Here is a 15,381-nt window from a genome sequence, read left to right as displayed (position 1 = left end):
GGCGGGTCACCCGGGTGGGGCATCCGGGTGACCCGCCCGCCCGTCGCGTGGCGCGACGGGCGCCGCTGGCAGAACGTGGTGGCATTCACGCCCGCGCCCGGTGGCGGGCGTGGCCGCCACCAGCGCGAGGAGAGCCATGACCACCACTGCGGGGACCGGTGGGAGATCGCGGAATCTCGTACTGGCGGCGATGATCTTCGCGGTCTCGATGACCTTCATCGACCAGACCATCGTGTCCATCGCGGTCCCCGACATCCAGCGCGAGCTGGGGCTGTCCAACACCGGCGTGCAATGGGCGGTCAACGCCTACCTGCTGACACTGGCCGCCTTCTTCGCCTACGGCGGCCGGCTGGCCGACACCGCAGGGCACCGCAAGGTGGTGGTGATCGGGGTACTGGTCTTCGCGAGCGCGTCGCTGCTGTGCGGCCTCACTCCGAAGGGCGGCGTCGCGCAGGCCTGGATCGTGATCTTCCGGGCGGTGCAGGGCGTGGGCGGCGCCATGATGTTCCCCGCCGCGCTCGGCATCGTCGTGCAGACCTTCGCGCTGCGCGAGCGCGGCCGGGCGCTGGCCCTCTTCTTCGGCATCGCCGGCGGGCTCACCGCGATCGGGCCGATCCTCGGCGGCTACCTCACCGAATGGACCTGGCGGGCCATCTTCTGGGTGAACATCCCCGTCGCGGTGGTCGCCCTGGTGCTGATCTCGCTGTCCGAACCGGTCACCGAGCACCGGCCGGCCCGGATGGACTACCGGGGCCTGGCGCTGATCGCCGCGGGGGTGACGCTCAGCGTGTTCGGCTTCCAGCAGGCCGAGATCTGGGGCTGGCGCAATCCCGGCATCGGTCTGACGATCGCCGCCGGGGTGCTGCTGCTGGCCGCCTTCGTCCTGGTCGAACTGCGGACCGGTGAACCGCTGATGCAGGTGCGGATCTTCCGTATCCGGGCCTTCCGCACCGAGAACGCCGTGCTCGGCATCGCCATGCTCACCTTCATCCCGGTCTTCTTCTTCATCAGCGAGTACGCGCAGATCTCGCTCGGCAAGACCGCCTCGGAGGCGGGCGAGTACCTGCTCTGCTTCTTCGTCGGCTTCGTCATCGCCTCGCAGATCGGCGGGCGGATGCTGGACAGGGACGGCGCCAAGCGCCCGGTGGTGCTCGGCTGCGCGCTGTCCGCGGTGGGCTTCGCGCTGTGGGCGGCCAGAGTGACCGACCTGGACTTCTCCGACCAGGTCTGGACGGTGGTGCTGGCCGGCGCCGGCATGGGCATGATGCTCACCCCGGCCAGCACCGACGCGGTCAACCGCGCCTCCCGGCTGTCGTACGGCGAGGCCACCGGCATCACGCAGACCGTACGCAACTACGCAGCCTCGCTGGGACTCGCGGTGCTCGGCACCATCTCGGTCACCGTGTTCCGCAGCCGTCTGAGGCAGTCGCTGATCGACCGCGGGGTGCCGGCCCCGCGGGCCGCCGACCAGGCCCGGCACCTGGCGCAGGCGAACTCGACCGCGCAGAGCGGCGGGAGTGCGATCCCGTCCTTCGTTCGGGGGGATTTCGCCGAGGCCACCCGCACCGTGCTGTCCTGCATGGCCGGGGTCATGGCACTGGCCGCGGTGGTGGCTTTCCTCGGCCTTCAGCCGGGACTCCAGCCCGAACCGGCCGAGGCCGAGGGCGAACGGCCGGAGCCGACCACGCGCTGAGTCCACGACCGCCGGCCAGGGCAGCGGTCTAAACTCTCCAGGCACCGGCCTGTTCGAAGGTGACCGGAGACAGGCCGTCCATGCCCGATCCCGAGGGGTACTCGGCACTTGATAGACATAGATTCCGTTACGAAGCGATACCCCGACGGCACGACAGCGGTCGACGACCTGTCGCTGGAGATCCCTGACGGCTCGATCACCGTACTGGTGGGGCCGTCGGGATGCGGGAAGACCACCACCCTGCGCATGATCAACCGGATGGTCGAGCCGACGTCCGGCCGCATCCTGCTGGACGGCTCGGACATCAGGGAGCAGCCGGTCAACGCGCTGCGCCGGTCGATGGGCTACGTCATCCAGAACGCCGGCCTCTTCCAGCACCGCACCATCGTGGACAACATCGCCACCGTCCCGCGCATGCTCGGCTGGGACCGCCGCAAGGCCAGGGAGCGGGCCACCGAGCTGATGGAGCGGGTCGGTCTCGACACGACGCTCGCCAAGCGCTATCCGTACCAGCTCTCCGGCGGGCAGCAGCAGCGCGTCGGGGTGGCCAGGGCGCTCGCCGCCGATCCGCCGGTGCTGCTGATGGACGAGCCGTTCTCGGCGGTCGACCCGATCGTCCGCAAGAGCCTGCAGGGCGAACTGCTGCGCATCCAGCAGGAGCTGGGCAAGACCATCGTCTTCGTCACCCACGACATCGACGAGGCGATCAGAATCGGCGACATGATCGCGGTGATGCGGACCGGCGGCCGGCTGGCCCAGTTCGCACCGCCCGACGAGCTGCTCAGCTCCCCCGCCGACACCTTCGTCGAGGACTTCCTCGGCACCGACCGGGGCATCAGGCGGCTGTCGTTCTTCACCTCCGACGGTCTCCGGCTCACCATGGACCCGGTCGTGCCCGTGGACGCGAACGCGGGTCACGTGGCGCGCGGCGCCGCGGCCGGAACACCGTATCTGCTGCTCACCGACACCGGCGGCAAGCCGCTCGGCTGGGTGACACCGCAGGACGCGGCGGACGGCGCGGACCGCGTCACGGCGGGCCGGCTGCTGCCGTACGGGCGGCCGTTCGTGGCCGGGCGCGAGTCGCTGCGGGACGCGCTGGACTGCGCGGTGCTCTCCCCCACCGGGTGGGCGGTCGCCGTGGACGGCGAGGGGAAGGTGGCCGGGGTCGTCTCGCAGGAGGCGATCGGCGCCGCCATCCGCAGCGCGCACGCCGAGCAGCGGGACGGCGGCGGCGCCGACCGGGGTCCGGTCACCAAGGCCGGGGCGGCCACATGAGCGGCGCGGGCTTCTTCGACATCCCCAGCGACCTCCAGCACTCCTATCTCGGCCTGGTCGGCGTACACCTCCAGGAGGCGCTGATACCGGTGGCGATCGGCCTCGCGGTGGCACTGCCGCTGGGCCAGCTGTGCGTCCGCTTCTCCTGGCTGTACCCGCCGGTGCTGTGGGTCACGACCGTGCTGTACGCGATCCCGTCGCTGGCCTTCTTCGTGTTCCTCATCGACTACACCGGGGCGACCAGGACCACCGTGATGATCCCGCTGACCGTCTACAGCCTGGTGGTGCTGGTGCCGGCCATCGTCGACGGCGTCAGATCGGTGCCGCAGGAGACCCTGTCGGCGGCGACCGCCATGGGCATCGGCCCGGTGCAGCGCTATCTGAAGGTCCAACTGCCCATCGCGGTACCGGCGATCGTCGCCGGGCTCCGGGTCGCCGTCGCGTCCGGCATCAGCCTGGTCAGCGTCGGCGCGCTGATCGGCAACCAGGGCGCGCTGGGCAATCTGCTGCAGGACGCCAGCCTCTACCACCGCACGAACCTCGCGGTGAATTCCGTGGTCACCACCGCGGCGCTGGCCGTCCTGCTGGACATCGCGCTGGTGTTGCTGCGTGTCGCGCTCACCCCGTGGATGCCGCGCGGCGGCCGGGCGGCCCGCAAGGCGGCCAGGACCGCGGCGGCCGAGCCCACGGCCCGGCCCGCGCTGGAGGACGCCGCATGAGCATCCTCCAATTCATCAGCGACTTCTTCCGGGACAGCGCGCACTGGCACGGCTACGACGGCATCCCGCGCCGGGTGCTCGAACATCTGCAGTATTCGTTCATGGCGCTCGGCATCGCGGCGGCCGTCGCGCTGCCGGTGGGCCTGGTCACCGGCCACACCGGCCGCGGCGGCAACGCGCTGGCGCTGATCGCCACCGCGGGCCGGGCGCTGCCGAGTTACGGGCTGCTGGCGCTGATGTTCTTCTGGATGGGCTTCGGCCTCACCCCGGTGATGATCCCGCTGGTCGCGCTCGCGATACCGCCGATCCTGGTGACCACCTACGAGGCGATGCGCGCCGTCGACCCGTCGCCGGTCGACGCGGCCCGCGGTATGGGCATGGGTCCTGTCGCGGTGCTCTTCCAGGTCGAACTGCCCGTCGCGCTGCCGCTGATCCTCAGCGGGCTGCGGTCCGCGGCGATCCAGGTGGTCTCGACCGCCGCCATCGCGGCGACCGTCGCGCTCGGCGGCCTCGGACGCTACATCATCGACGGGCTCTACCAGCGCAACTACGAGACCGTGGTGGGCGGCGCGACCCTGATCGCGGGTCTGGCGCTGTCCATGATCGCGGTGTTCTGGCTGATCGGCCGACTGGTCGTCTCCCCCGGAGTGCGGGGCGGCCGCTGACCCGTACGCTACGCCGGATACCGCCCGCCCGGGCGGTATCCGGCGTACCCGTGGGACATGAACACCGCATTTCGCGGCCGGAGGCCATCGATGCCAATCGGTGACCATGGTGGCCTTGACTCGGTTTGAGCCCGCTGGATTGGATCAGTTGATGTACGGAACCGATGTTCCGATAACACCTGAGCGCCATCCGATCGAGCGCCATCCGAACCCTCAGCCCCGGAAGCGGGAATTGTGATTTCACAGACGAAGAGCACCACAACCGGCCCTCGACACCTCAAGGGGGCGGCGGTCGTGATCGCCGCCGCCACGGCCGCGGCGCTGCTCGCGGGCTGCTCGTCGTCCTCCGACTCCTCGTCCTCGTCCGGCGGAAAGCCCAAGGACCCGCTGGCCGCCCCGCCGGCCAAGGCCGACACCGTGGTCGTCGGGTCGAACAACTTCCCCGAGAGCATCGTGCTCATGGATGTCTACGGGGAGGCCCTCAAGTCCAAGGGGATCAAGGTCAGCTACAAGCCGGACATCGGCACCCGGGAGATCACCTACGGTCTGGTCAAGAACGGCTCCCTGACGGTGCTGCCGGAATTCAACGGCTCTCTGCTGGCGTATCTGGACAAGACCGCGGCGCCCACCACGGTGGAGGCCGCCACCACCGCGATCGAGGCGAAGCTCGACCCGAAGCTGACCATGCTCGACCCGGCGACGGCCGAGGACAAGGATTCCGTCACGATCAACGCGGCGACCGCCGCGAAATACCATCTGACGTCCCAGTCGACCATCGCCGACCTGGCGAAGGTCGGCTCCGAGATCGTCTTCGGCGGCTCGCCGGAATTCCAGAACCGGCAGCAGGGCCTGATCGGCCTGAAATCGCAGTACGGCCTGGTGCCCGAGTCGTACAAGCCGCTCGACGCGGGCGGTCCGCTGACGGTGGCCGCGCTGAAGAGCAACAACGTCCAGGCGGCGGACGTGTTCAGCACCGACGCGTCGGTGGCGCGGGAGAAGTTCGTGGTCCTCCAGGACCCGAAGAAGCTGTTCGGCTTCGCGAACGTCCAGCCCCTGGTGTCCAAGACCGGCCTGTCGGCCGCAGGTGTGGCCGCGCTCAACGCGGTGTCGGCCAAGCTCGACACCACGGCGCTGCTCGCCCTGGACGACCAGGTGCAGAACCAGAAGAAGGACCCGCTCGCCGTCGCCCAGGCCTGGTTGAAGTCGGTCGGCCTCGGCTGAGCCCGCGCACGCGCACGCGGGGCCGGTCGGTGCCGACCGGCCCCGCGCCGCGTCAGACCTGCGCGCCGCCTGCCGCGGCAAGCCGCCGGATCAGCGCGGTGTCGTGCACGCCGCCCACGGAGCAGAGCAACGGGCCGCCGCGGACGTGCAGTTCGAGGCGGTGGACGGTGCGGGGCGTACCGGCCTGGCCGACGGTGACGAATCTGGTGCGCTCGGCCGTGCGGAGGTCGCGCCAGGGGTGGACAGCGGTGCGGTGGGTGCCCGGGTGGGTGAGAACCAGGCCGCCCTCGAAGACGTGCAGGCGGGGTATCCGTTCGGCGCGGTGGCTCTCGTAGCGGAAGGCCAGCACGGGCACGGCGACGGCCAGCGCCAGCAGGACGGCGCCGATGGTGGTGCCGAGCGTGGCGTACGGGCCGATCAGCAGGCCGATGCCGGGCGGCAGCAGGCCGAACGCCGCGACGACGGCCACGCAGCCGATGTCGCCGCCGCCGAGCACGACGGTCGCCCGGTGCTCGCCGAGGTGGTGCTGCCGCGCGAGTCCGGCCACGTCGGGCCGGATGACGGGGAGGGTCGTGCCGCCGCCGTCACGTGCGCCTCCGGTTCCGCCGTGGCCTTGGCCTTTTTTGCCCTGCCCCTGACCGTGGGCGTGACCTTGAGGTCGGCGACCTCTGCCCTCGCCCGCACTTTCGTCGTCGCCTGCCGTGTCCGCGTCCGTGTCGGTGTCCGCCACGTCTCCTCCCGATCCCTGTCGTCCCGATAGACGGTACGAACGGCGGTACTGGTTGCGCCAGTTGACGGTACGTGGGGTGCCGGAGGCCCGCACTGTTGTCAGGGTCGCGTCACAGCCCGTACCGTTGACGCGCGTAGTATCCGGCAGCCCTCCCACCCTCCGGGACGTGACATGACACCACGCCGTCGTACGCTCACCGCCGTTTCCGCGCTCGTCCTGCCCGCCGTCCTCGCGCTGGTGCCGTCCGCGCAGGCCGATGTGCCGCCCGAGCACGCGATCATCACCTGCCAGTCCGCCAGCTTCTACGCCAACTACGACAGTGCGAGCGGACCCGTCGGCCTCGTGCGCACCCTCACGTACGGCAAGAAGATCGGCCACACGCCCGGCGCGCACCCCGTCTACAACGGGTGGGCCGCCACCTTCGACTACGGCCCCAACGACTGGGGTTACGTGCGGATCGAGTGCATCGGCGGCTACGACTCCTGGTAGGCCCGCCGGCCGCTCCCCCGCACTTCCACCTCCGGCACCGCACCGACCAGGGAGTCGTCCATGCCGCGTACCTTCCCCGCCCGCGCCCTCGCGGTGGCCGCCGCCGCCACCGCGCTCGCCGCCTCGGCCCTGGCCGCGACCGCCGCCCCGGCCCAGGCCGCCAACGGCACGGTCGGCGTCCGCGAAACCGTCTGCGCGGACAGCCTCTACGTCCGCACCCAGCCCCTCGGCGCCTGGACGGGCACCCTCGTCCATGGCCAGACCTTCCTGGTCGAGCAGCTCGACGGCTCCTGGGTCTACGGCTTCGCCTACGGAGACATCAACCGCCGCGGGTGGGTGCAGAACGGCTGGTTCTGCTGACCCGAGCGGCCGGCCTGGGCCGATAGGGCCGGAAGGGCCTGCGGCTTGTGGACGGCGGTACCGCCGGACTTCTCGCTCCGCACCTCGTACTGCGGTTCCTGCGGTGAGGCGTCGGCCGGCCGGCCGGCGGCGCGCCCGCAGCCGGTGAGCTTGCCGTAGCGCGGGCAGGAGCCTACCGTGCGCCGCACCTCCGACATCGTGCGCAGGAAGTTTTACGTCCATGTGCGGATACGACGGACCGATGGGGACAGGCGTCAGTCATCAGGGCTGCCTGACGCTCGGCGGAGATGGGCGCCGCCTGGAGGGGCGGACGGGATCCTGTCCGGCCGGGAGGCCCGGCAGGCGCCGGCAGGTCCGCCCTTTCGCTCAGCGCGCGTTCTCGGGGCTTTCACCGGAGAGCGTCCGGAGGGCACGCACTGCGTGCACCGGTCGGCGCCGTACCCACTGTGGAGGTTTCAGGTGTCCGTTTCATCCGCGTCCTCACCCGTGTCCGAGCCGCTCGCCGGACTGTCCGCAGCCGGGGTGTCGGTCTGGCTGGACGACTTGTCGCGCGAGCTGCTCGCCGGCGGCGAGCTGAGCAGGCTGATCGCGGAGCGACACGTGGTGGGGGTCACGACGAATCCCACGATCTTCGCCTCCGCGCTGTCCAAAGGGGACCGTTACACCGAGCAGCTTCGCCGGCTGGGCGGCGAAGGCACGAGTGTCGACGACGCCGTCTTCGCCCTGACCACCGATGACGTGCGGGACGGCTGCGAACTCTTCGCCCCGGTCCACCAGCGCACCGGCGGGGTCGACGGAAGGGTCTCGATCGAGGTCGACCCCCGCCTGGCCCGGGACACCGGCGCCACCACCGACCAGGCCCGCAAGCTCTGGAACGCCGTCGACCGACCGAACCTCCTGGTCAAGATCCCGGCCACCGAGGAGGGACTGCCCGCGATCACCGCCACGATCGCCGAGGGCATCAGCGTCAACGTCACGCTGATCTTCTCCCTCGACCGCTACCGCGCGGTGATGGACGCCTACCTCACCGGGCTGGAGCAGGCCGCGGCCGCGGGCCACGACCTCGCCGGCATCCATTCCGTGGCCTCGTTCTTCGTCTCCCGGGTCGACACCGAGGTGGACGCCCGGCTCGACGCCCTCGGCACCCCCGAGGCACTGGACCTCAGGGGCAAAGCCGCGGTCGCCAACGCCCGGCTGGCCCACCAGGCCTACGAGGAGATGACCGCCGGGCCCCGCTGGCAGGCGCTCGCCGCGGCCGGAGCCCACCCGCAACGGCCCCTGTGGGCGTCCACCGGCGTCAAGAACCCGGCCTACCCAGACACCCTGTACGTCAGCGAGCTGGTCATCGCCGGCACCGTCAATACCATGCCCGGCACCACCTTGGCGGCGTTCGCCGACCACGGAACCCTTCCCGCGCACGCGCCGGCACCCGACGGATACGCCGCTGCGGCAGCCCACTTCGCGGCCCTGGAGCGGGCCGGTGTCGACTTCGCGGATGTCACCGACGCCCTCGAACGCGAAGGACTGGCCAAGTTCGAGGACAGCTGGACCGACCTCGGGGCCTCCGTGGACCGCGAGATGCACAGCTCCTCAGCGGGTGCCGAACCGGGGAGGCAGCAGCCAGGCGAATCACCGAAGAGCACGCCGGACGACGCCGGCCTGTTGGCGATCTACCTCAACGACCACCTGTCCGGCGCAACGGCGGGCCAGGAGCTGTTCCGCCGGGCCGCACAGAACCGCAAGGGCCAGGACGACGCCGCGACGCTGGCCGAACTGGCCCGGCAGGTCGAGCAGGACCGCGACTCGCTGATCCAGGTCATGACCGACCTGGACGTGTCCGCCGACCACTCCAAGGTCGCGCTCGGCTGGCTCGCGGAAAAGGCGGGGCGCCTCAAGCCCAATGGCCACCTCTTCTCCCGGTCCCCGCTCAGCGACCTGCTGGAGCTGGAGTCCATGCTGCTGGGCGTCCAGGGGAAAGCGGCATGCTGGCGGTCCTTGCGGGCCCTGGCCGAGACCGACACCCGGCTCTACCCCGAGCACCTCGACACCCTTCTGGAGCGCGCCGAACACCAGTCCGACGCGCTGGAGCGGCTGCGTCTCGCCGCGGCCGCCCGCGTTCTCCCCTCCGCCCGGGCGTCCGCGTGATCGATCCCTCCGCTCCGGCCCCCGCGGGGCGGGAAGGCTCTACGGTCACCGTCCGTAGTCGTCTGAATGGCGGTTTGCCCGCCCGCGATCCACGCTGGACGCAGGACCGACAATCGGCGTCGACCCCAGGACGGGAGGCGGCCATGGCCGTACCAGCCCTGACCAGGCCGCGGAGGATGCTGACCGTGCCGGGCGTCTACGTTCCCCAGCACGACACGCACCTGCTCATGCGGTCGGTCGGCCGGGAGAACCTCGGCCCCGGAACTCATGTGCTGGAGCTCGGGACCGGCAGCGGGGCGCTGGCGGTGCAGGCCGCCCGGCAGGGCGCCCGGGTCACGGCGGTGGACATCTCACGCAGGGCGGTGCTGTGCGCCCGGGTGAACGCCGCGCTCTACCGCAGCCGTGTCACGGTCCGGCGCTGCGATCTGTCCGCTTTCGTCGCGGGAGATTACGACATGGTGGTCAGCAACCCGCCTTACGTGCCGACGCCCGCCGCCCTGCCGCCGCTGCGCGGCAAGGCCCGCGCGTGGGACGGCGGAACAGACGGCCGGGCCGTCGTCGACAGGGTCTGCGCGACCGCGGGACTTGTACTGCGCCCTGGCGGAACCTTCCTGATGGTCCACTCGGCGATGTGCGGCTCCGACGCCTCGATAGCCGTCCTCGCCCGGGCGGGCCTCGACGCGGAGATCATCGACCGGGAACTCGTCCCCCTGGGCCCGGTGCTGCGCTCCCGCCTGCCGTGGCTGCGCGGGCAAGGGCTGATGGCCGACAGCCAGGACAAAGAGGAGCTGGTGGTCATCCGTGCGCGACGAAGCTGAACCCCGCCGCATCCGCCTCGAACGCCAGGGTCCGCTCCTGGTGGAAGGGCCCGTGACCGTCACCGGCGACGACGGTGTGTCCGCCACCTCCACGCGGTTCGTGGTGGCCGTGTGCACCTGCCGCCGCAGCCGGACCTACCCGTGGTGCGACACCAGCCACCGCGCACACACCGTTCCGCCGTCCGCGATCCCGGCGGACGCGGGCACCGCCCAGGACCCGGGTGACGCGTCATGAGCACGGCGGCCTACCTCGAATCGCGTGATACCAGCCCCGCGCTGCCGGCTGCCCGGGGGACTCTTTCGGGCGCCGTGCTGTCGGCCCTGCGGGACAGCCGCGCACCCGTCGTGCCGCCGCGGGCCGTGGCAGAAGCCGATGCCTGCGGCGGCGACCTCCAACTGGCGCTCTACGTGCTGTACGAACTGCACTACCAGGGCTTCGCGGGCGTCGGCGACGACCGCGAGTGGGACCCCGACCTGTTGCGGCTGCGTGGAGCACTGGAAGCCCGCTTCCTGGACGCGCTGCGAGCCGAAGTGCCGCAGGCCGCCGGCGCGCACGACGCGCTGGCCGGCATCCTGGTCGAGCCGGCCGCCGACGACGGCACCGGTGTGAGCCACTACCTGGCGAGCGAGGGTCTGCTCTGGCAGGTCCGCGAATACGCGGCGCTGCGCTCGCTGTACCACCTCAAGGAGGCCGATCCGCATGCCTGGGTCATCCCCCGGCTGCACGGCCGGGCAAAGGCCGCGATGGTGGCGGTGGAGTTCGACGAGTTCGGCGCCGGACGCGCCGAGAACATCCACGCCCGCCTCTTCGCGGACCTGATGGACGACCTCGGCCTCGACCACGCGTACGGCCGCTATCTCGACGCCGCACCGGCGCAGGCGCTGTGCACGGTCAATGTGATGTCCCTGTTCGGGCTGCACCGCGCTCTGCGCGGCGCCCTCGTCGGACATTTCGCCGCGGTGGAGATCACCTCCTCGCCCGGTTCCCGGCGGCTCGCCAAAGCGATGCGCCGGACCGGCGCCGGACCGGCCGCCGAACGTTTCTACGCCGAGCACGTGGAGGCCGACGCCGTCCACGAGCAGGTCGTCCGCCATGAGGTCATCGAACCGCTGCTGGCGGCCGAACCCGCGCTGGACACCGAGGTGGCCTTCGGCATCCAGGCCACCGGCCTGCTCGAAGACGCGCTGGGCGCGCTCCTGCTGAGTGCCTGGCGGGACGGCCGCTCGGCCCTGCGGGTCCCCTTGGAGCCAGCCGTACCGCGTCCCGCCGGTCCGTGAACACGGCCGCCCCACGGTCGGAGACGGCCGGTCAGGTGAATCCGCCCGCCGCCCGGGTGTGCATCGCGGCCACCGGTCACGGGTACCCGCATCCAGCGGACCCACAGGCCTTGGCGAAGTCCGGGGGCGGCCGACGGCGTCGTGCGGGGGCCTCGGCTCCTCCCCGCTGAGGGTGCTCCGGTCGGCGACGGCGTGAGCCGTGCCCCGATCAACGAGGTCCTGCGCCGGCCTCCCGGGAGGCCGTCCGCCTGGACGCCGCCGCCCCGCACCTGACCGTCCGGAAGACCAGGGCGTGTCGTCCGGATCTCCGCGGCGTCGCGGAGATCCGGCCGTACATGTCCTAAGGGCGATCGCCGGTGCCGCCGCCGACGGGGGCGGAGGTCTGCTGGTGGCCGCCGGGGCGCAGTGCCTGCCGGGTGTCGTGGATGCTGTCGCGGGCGGCCTCGGCAACCGCTTCGGGGGTGATGCCGAACTCGGTGTAGAGGCGCTGGTAGTCGGCGGAAGCGCCGTAGTGTTCCAGGCTGACGATGCGTCCGGCGTCGCCGACCACGTCGCGCCAGCCCTGCCCGACCGCGGCTTCGACACTGACCCGGGCGCGTACCGCCGGCGGCAGGACCTCGTCCTGGTAGTCGCGGGGCTGGGCGGCGAACCATTCCCGGCACGGCATCGAGACCACCCGTACCGCCAGGTCCTCGGCTGCCAGCAATGCGCGGGCGTCCAGGGCGATCTGGACTTCGGAGCCGGTGGCGACAAGGATCACCGCGGGCTCCGTGCCGTCGGCTGTGTCCGCGAGGACGTATCCGCCGCGGGCCGCTCTCCGGGCAGGGGCGTACGCGCCGTTGGCCCGGTCCAGGACCGGCAGGTTCTGCCGGGACAGGATCAGGCCGGCGGGCCGGTCGCCGTGTTCGAGGATGGTCTGCCAGCAGGCGGTGGTCTCGTTGGCGTCGGCCGGGCGGACCACGTCGAGGCCGGGGATGGCGCGCAGGGCGGCGAGGTGTTCGACGGGTTGGTGGGTGGGGCCGTCCTCGCCCAGGCCGATGGAGTCGTGGGTCCAGATGTAGGTGGCGGGCAGCTGCATCAGGGCCGCCAGGCGTACGGCGGGGCGCATGTAGTCGGAGAAGGTCAGAAAGGTGCCGCCGTAGGGGCGGGTCAGGCTCTGCAGGGCGATGCCGTTGAGGATCGCGCCCATGGCGTGCTCGCGGATGCCGAAGTGCAGGGTGCGCCCGTAGGGGCCGCCCTTCCAGTCCTTGGTCTGGCGGTCGGCGGGAACGAAGGAGGGCTCGCCGTCCATGGTGGTGTTGTTGCTCCCGGCCAGGTCGGCCGAGCCGCCCCACAGCTCCGGGAGGACCGGCGCCAGTGCGGTGAGGACCTTGCCGGAGGCGGCCCGGGTGGCCATGCCCTTGTCGTCGGCGGGGAAGACGGGCAGGGCGTCGGCCCAGCCGTCGGGCAGCTTCTGGTTCTGCAGCCGGTCCAGCAACGCGGCGCGCTCGGGGTTGGCCTTCTGCCAGGCCGCGAACGTCTCGTCCCACGCGGCGTGCGCCTGCCGGCCGCGGTCGACGGCCCGCCGGGTGCGGGTGAGCACCTCGTCCTCGACGGTGAAGTGCGCCGCGGGGTCGAAGCCCAGCAGCTTCTTCGTGGCGGCGACCTCGTCCTCGCCCAGCGCGGAGCCGTGTGCCTTGCCGGTGTTCTGCTTGGTGGGGGCCGGCCAGCCGATCAAGGTCCGCAGCATGATCAGCGAAGGGCGGCCGGTCTCCTCGCGGGCCGCCCGGGCGGCCTCCAGGAGCGCGTCGACGTCCTCGACGTACGTCCCGGTGCGCGTCCAGTCGACGGTCTGCACGTGCCAGCCGTAGGCGGCGAAGCGGGCGGGGACGTCCTCGCTGAAGGAGACGTCGGTGTCGTCCTCGATCGAGATGTGGTTGGAGTCGTAGATGACGGTCAGGCCGCCGAGTTCCTGGTGGCCGGCCAGGGAGGCGGCCTCACTGGTGACGCCCTCCATCAGGTCGCCGTCGGAGGCGATCACGTAGACGTGGTGGTCGAAGGGGCTGGTGCCCGGCTCCGCGTCGGGGTCCAGCAGCCCGCGTTCGCGCCGTGCCGCCATCGCCATCCCCACCGCGCTGGCCAGGCCCTGTCCCAGCGGCCCGGTGGTGATCTCCACCCCGCGGGTGTGACGGTGCTCCGGGTGCCCGGGCGTGGCCGAGTCCCAGGTCCGGTACGCCTCCAGGTCCGACAGCTCCAGGCCGAAGCCGGCCAGGTAGAGCTGGATGTAGAGGGTCAGGCTGGAATGACCGCAGGACAGCACGAACCGGTCCCGTCCCAGCCACCGGTCATCGGCCGGGTCGTGCCGCATGACGTTCTGGAACAGCAGGTACGCCAGCGGGGCCAGGCTCATCGCCGTGCCCGGATGACCGTTGCCGACCTTCTGCACCGCATCGGCCGCCAGCAGCCGCACCGTGTCCACCGCCCGTACATCGACCTCGTCCCAACCGGCCCGCTCCGCCACCGGGAGCGCCAGGGACGTGTCGCGCCGCGCCGTGCTGCCGAACTGCTCATTCGCCATGGTGGTGCTCCTTCGTCAAGCCGATGTGCGGACATGGAGAATCAGGCGCATCGCGATCCCGTACTGCCGCCTTCCGTTCGAAGTGCGCCTGTGCGGCGGTCGGGCCCCGCGACCTGCGTTTCCTCGGGCCCGCCCGGTGGGTCGTCGAGGTACTCCAGCGCCCGGGGACCCGGCCTGTCCTCTCACTGGTGCGATGCCGCCCAGCGCGGAACCGAGCCCGCCGGGGAGGCTGCTCGCCCGGCGCGGACGGACGAATCAGCGGCGGTACCGGCACAGTGCGCCTCCCCGCTTTCATCCGCCTCACTCTCTCCCCGGCCACAGCGTCCCCCGAAAGATGCAAAGGCCGGCGGGCAGATGAGCGAAGGGCGCCCCCGGCCTCACGAACGGCCGGACCCCGGCCAGGGCCGGCACCTGATGCCCGGCGTGGCCAGCCGAACCGTCGAGGGGTCCATCCCGGAAACGAGCTTCGGCTTCATCGATCAGGGCGGGGGGGGGGGGGGGGGGGGGGGGGGGGGGGGGGGCGGGGGGGGGGGGGGGGGNCCCCCCCCCCCCCCCCCCCCCCCCCCCCCCCCCCCCCCCCCCCCCCCCCCCCCCCCCCCCCCCCCGCGCTGCGCGGAGTCTTATCCGCGGGTGGCGTTCGCGTCGTAGTAGCCGCCGACCTGCTGGTGGTAGTCCGCGTCGGCTGTGTGCTTGTCCTTGTCGAACTCCGGCGCGTCCTTGATCTCGTCCTTCGTCCGGGCGACGTGCACGACCTTGGCGTCATGGTCGATGCCGGAGACCGTCCCGGCCGGCAGCAGGACCGACTTGCCGAAGATCCACACCCCGGTGTCGACCACCAGGTAGGCGGCGCCGACGTCCTCGGAGTGCTTGTCGACCTTGCCGATGTGGCCGTCGCTCGCGTCGACCTTGTACCCGGTCAGGTCGCTGTCCGCCTGATAGCCGGAAGCCGCCCCGTAAGTCCAGATGTTGTCGCTCATTGCGTGCGTCCTTCCTTGGCTGCCAGAAAACCGCGAAGCGGGTGAACCACAGAAAAGCGGTCGCCGCTCCACGAATGTGCGGGTACCCCTGCCGGCCGCCCGTACACACCCCTGCCCCAGACCGAACACGGCGTCCACGCCGGACCCTCCGGCGTGCTCCGCCCGGCACGGCGGCGTCAGACCCGCATGGCAGGCGCCAGGGCGGGCGAGGGCGTGCCAGCGCGATGAGCGCTAGGCGGAATGCGAAAAACTGCCCCGTTGTTCCAGCTCTGTCCGGCAACGGCAGGCGCACCGCCGGCGCGGGTGTCCAGCTGTGACCGTCGCCCGGATGTCCTCGCGGACAAAGCGGCGGTCACGCTGATCGGCGACGCGATCCACGCGATGAGCCCGGTCCTGGCGATGGGTACCGACACCGCCGCTCGTGACGCCGGTGAACTCACTCGTGCCCTCTCCG

14 protein-coding genes and 2 pseudogenes are annotated in these 15,381 nt (G+C 71.6%); 12 read left to right on the top strand and 4 right to left on the bottom strand.

Annotated features, from left to right (window positions below):
- Nucleotides 1–136 precede the first annotated feature (136 nt).
- The 5 genes from V7E46_RS27730 (at nucleotide 137) to V7E46_RS27710 (ending at nucleotide 5,573) form a co-directional block, all read left to right on the top strand.
- Nucleotides 137–1,693 (top strand): MFS transporter, encoded by a 1,557-nt coding sequence (locus V7E46_RS27730; RefSeq protein ID WP_333770973.1) that lies wholly within the window; start codon nucleotides 137–139, stop codon nucleotides 1,691–1,693.
- A gap of 108 nt (nucleotides 1,694–1,801) precedes the next feature.
- Complete coding sequence (locus V7E46_RS27725; RefSeq protein ID WP_333770972.1) at nucleotides 1,802–2,968, top strand: ABC transporter ATP-binding protein; 1,167 nt, start codon at nucleotides 1,802–1,804, stop codon at nucleotides 2,966–2,968.
- Nucleotides 2,965–3,687 carry an ABC transporter permease gene (locus tag V7E46_RS27720; protein WP_333770971.1) on the top strand — a complete coding sequence of 241 codons (723 nt, stop codon included), beginning with the start codon at nucleotides 2,965–2,967 and terminating at the stop codon, nucleotides 3,685–3,687. Before V7E46_RS27725 ends, V7E46_RS27720 begins: the two co-directional genes overlap by 4 nt.
- Nucleotides 3,684–4,352 (top strand): ABC transporter permease, encoded by a 669-nt coding sequence (locus V7E46_RS27715; RefSeq protein ID WP_333770969.1) that lies wholly within the window; start codon nucleotides 3,684–3,686, stop codon nucleotides 4,350–4,352. The genes V7E46_RS27720 and V7E46_RS27715 overlap by 4 nt, the downstream gene beginning before the upstream one ends.
- Nucleotides 4,353–4,586: 234 nt before the next feature.
- On the top strand, nucleotides 4,587–5,573 hold the full coding sequence (locus tag V7E46_RS27710) for an ABC transporter substrate-binding protein (protein WP_333770968.1): 987 nt from the start codon (nucleotides 4,587–4,589) through the stop codon (nucleotides 5,571–5,573).
- Nucleotides 5,574–5,625: 52 nt separating this feature from the next.
- Here V7E46_RS27710 and V7E46_RS27705 read toward each other — a convergent pair whose 3' ends face one another.
- Complete coding sequence (locus tag V7E46_RS27705) at nucleotides 5,626–6,120, bottom strand: hypothetical protein (protein WP_333770967.1); 495 nt, start codon at nucleotides 6,118–6,120, stop codon at nucleotides 5,626–5,628.
- Between the two features lie 354 nt (nucleotides 6,121–6,474).
- Here V7E46_RS27705 and V7E46_RS27700 point away from each other — a divergent pair, with 354 nt between their 5' ends.
- Both V7E46_RS27700 and V7E46_RS27695 read left to right on the top strand, forming a co-directional pair.
- Nucleotides 6,475–6,792 (top strand): hypothetical protein, encoded by a 318-nt coding sequence (locus tag V7E46_RS27700; RefSeq protein ID WP_333770966.1) that lies wholly within the window; start codon nucleotides 6,475–6,477, stop codon nucleotides 6,790–6,792.
- A gap of 60 nt (nucleotides 6,793–6,852) precedes the next feature.
- Complete coding sequence (locus V7E46_RS27695; protein WP_333770965.1) at nucleotides 6,853–7,152, top strand: hypothetical protein; 300 nt, start codon at nucleotides 6,853–6,855, stop codon at nucleotides 7,150–7,152.
- Here the strand turns inward: V7E46_RS27695 and V7E46_RS27690 are convergent.
- Entirely contained in the window at nucleotides 7,101–7,349 is a 249-nt protein-coding gene (locus tag V7E46_RS27690) for a DUF2945 domain-containing protein (protein ID WP_333770964.1), read from the bottom strand. The genes V7E46_RS27695 and V7E46_RS27690 overlap by 52 nt on opposite strands.
- A 262-nt stretch (nucleotides 7,350–7,611) precedes the next feature.
- Here V7E46_RS27690 and tal point away from each other — a divergent pair.
- The 4 genes and pseudogenes from tal to V7E46_RS27670 form a co-directional block, all read left to right on the top strand.
- Nucleotides 7,612–8,757: pseudogene (gene tal, locus V7E46_RS27685) on the top strand (transaldolase); the annotation flags it as partial.
- 683 nt (nucleotides 8,758–9,440) lie between these two features.
- Nucleotides 9,441–10,115 carry a HemK2/MTQ2 family protein methyltransferase gene (locus V7E46_RS27680; protein ID WP_333770963.1) on the top strand — a complete coding sequence of 225 codons (675 nt, stop codon included), beginning with the start codon at nucleotides 9,441–9,443 and terminating at the stop codon, nucleotides 10,113–10,115.
- Entirely contained in the window at nucleotides 10,099–10,350 is a 252-nt protein-coding gene (locus V7E46_RS27675; RefSeq protein WP_333770962.1) for a CDGSH iron-sulfur domain-containing protein, read from the top strand. The genes V7E46_RS27680 and V7E46_RS27675 overlap by 17 nt, the downstream gene beginning before the upstream one ends.
- On the top strand, nucleotides 10,347–11,393 hold the full coding sequence (locus tag V7E46_RS27670; RefSeq protein WP_333770961.1) for an iron-containing redox enzyme family protein: 1,047 nt from the start codon (nucleotides 10,347–10,349) through the stop codon (nucleotides 11,391–11,393). The genes V7E46_RS27675 and V7E46_RS27670 overlap by 4 nt, the downstream gene beginning before the upstream one ends.
- A 340-nt stretch (nucleotides 11,394–11,733) precedes the next feature.
- Here the strand turns inward: V7E46_RS27670 and tkt are convergent, their stop codons facing one another.
- Both tkt and V7E46_RS27660 read right to left on the bottom strand, forming a co-directional pair.
- Nucleotides 11,734–13,950 carry a transketolase gene (gene tkt, locus V7E46_RS27665; RefSeq protein WP_333770960.1) on the bottom strand — a complete coding sequence of 739 codons (2,217 nt, stop codon included), beginning with the start codon at nucleotides 13,948–13,950 and terminating at the stop codon, nucleotides 11,734–11,736.
- Nucleotides 13,951–14,570: 620 nt separating this feature from the next.
- Nucleotides 14,571–14,927, bottom strand: a complete 357-nt coding sequence (locus V7E46_RS27660; protein WP_333770959.1) for a PRC-barrel domain containing protein — start codon at nucleotides 14,925–14,927, stop codon at nucleotides 14,571–14,573.
- A 240-nt stretch (nucleotides 14,928–15,167) separates the two neighbouring features.
- On the opposite strand from V7E46_RS27660, the pseudogene V7E46_RS27655 reads away from it, so the two are divergent.
- A pseudogene (locus V7E46_RS27655) lies at nucleotides 15,168–15,371 on the top strand (FAD-dependent monooxygenase); the annotation flags it as partial.
- Nucleotides 15,372–15,381: the final 10 nt, after the last annotated feature.

The sequence above is a fragment of the Streptomyces sp. IBSBF 2435 genome (assembly GCF_036815005.1).
GTDB lineage: Bacteria > Actinomycetota > Actinomycetes > Streptomycetales > Streptomycetaceae > Actinacidiphila.
Note: the sequence above shows the minus strand (reverse complement) of the source record. Positions and strands in the feature narration are given on the sequence as shown.